Annotated in this window: 2 protein-coding genes; one reads left to right on the forward strand and one right to left on the reverse strand. The window is 38.3% G+C overall.

Features of this window, described 5'->3' with window-relative positions:
• Positions 1 to 696: N-acetylglucosamine-6-phosphate deacetylase (locus PX484_RS05135; RefSeq protein ID WP_502882696.1), on the reverse strand; the 696-nt coding region annotated here is incomplete at its 3' end.
• A gap of 364 nt (positions 697 to 1,060) precedes the next feature.
• On the opposite strand from PX484_RS05135, the gene PX484_RS05140 reads away from it, so the two are divergent.
• Positions 1,061 to 1,342 (forward strand): metallophosphoesterase family protein (locus PX484_RS05140; protein ID WP_288103070.1); only part of this gene is annotated, 282 nt, incomplete at its 3' end.

The following is a 1,342-nucleotide window of genomic DNA, read 5'->3' on the forward strand; positions in this document are numbered from 1 at the left end:
ACGATGGTGTAAAGGAGGCATGGCATTAAAGGCATGAGTAACCATTTTTGCCCCCTGTAAAAAGGCTTTTTTGGCTATTTCTTGACTCGCTTGCGAATGTCCTAAACTGACGGTAATCCCTCGATCGCTTAGGTATTTAATCACCGTACCGCTACTATCTAATTCTGGGGCTAGGGTGATAATTTTTACGATCGATAAGTAGTCCCCAAAGATTTTATCTATTGTTTCTATACTTGGGTTTACAAGATATTGGGCCGGATGCGCTCCCCTTTTTTCATAGTTTAGAAATGGTCCCTCTAAATGTACTCCTAAAACCTGCGCGCTCGCTCGATTTTCCTGTTGCTGTTTCTCGATATATTTGGCAATTACTGAGAGGGATTTTTGAAATTTCTCCACGGACGTGGTTACTAAGGTGGGAAGATAACCATCAATTCCTTGATTCCCCAGATAATCGCTAATCTTATCTAACTTTTCTAGATCTGTTATTTCTAAGTCGGGAAATGCTAATCCTAATCCTCCGTTGATCTGTAAATCTACTCCTCCTAACGATAGCCAATCCCCTTCCATATCGATAATCTTTTCCCCTCTTGTCTTTCTCTCCATCTCCGTTATCCTCTCGATCTTTCCAGCAGCATTTATCTCTATTTGTTGTCGATCCTGATGGGCGGGAATTCTAGCGTTAATTAGGGTTATCATAGAAGCAGAAAACTAATTTTTTTTATTATAATCTCGAAAAAAAACTTTTTTTTTGATAATGCTTGACAAGTGTGCATTTTTTTGAGATACTTTTTTATATAATGGGAATATTTGTGCCTGCTGTCATACCCTTAAGTCCGATTATATAAAAACTGATCATAAAAAGATAATACCATAACCTGCCCGCTTCCTGTCCAGAAATTGCAAAAATACTTTACAAAACAATTACAGCCTTTCTGCCGCAGTTCTTAGGAGGGAGTGACTGTCAGAAGGAAAGCTTTGTCCTATAATAAAATTAAGACTTTATAAAAACTACTTTTTTAGCGATAAAAGAGTAGCAATCTCAGTGATTAGGGAGGGGTGTGTGTTTTTTAGAAAAATAAGGAAACAGACTCAAGAACCGCGCCGTATTATTATCGGAGATGTGCATGGCAGTTTTCAGGCACTTTTACGACTATTAAACCGAGTTGCTCCCGATAGTAAGGATGAGGTTTATTTTCTGGGAGATTTAATCGATCGAGGACAGCAGAGCTTGGAAGTGGTGGATTTGGTGATCAAAAATAACTATCAGTGTCTCCTAGGAAATCATGAATATATGCTCTTAAAAGCTCTGGCAGGAAAAGAAGTTTCTGAAAAATGGTTTAAC

It is taken from the genome of Microcystis sp. M49636_WE2, assembly GCF_030065375.1.
Taxonomy (GTDB): Bacteria; Cyanobacteriota; Cyanobacteriia; order Cyanobacteriales; family Microcystaceae; genus Microcystis; species Microcystis aeruginosa_C.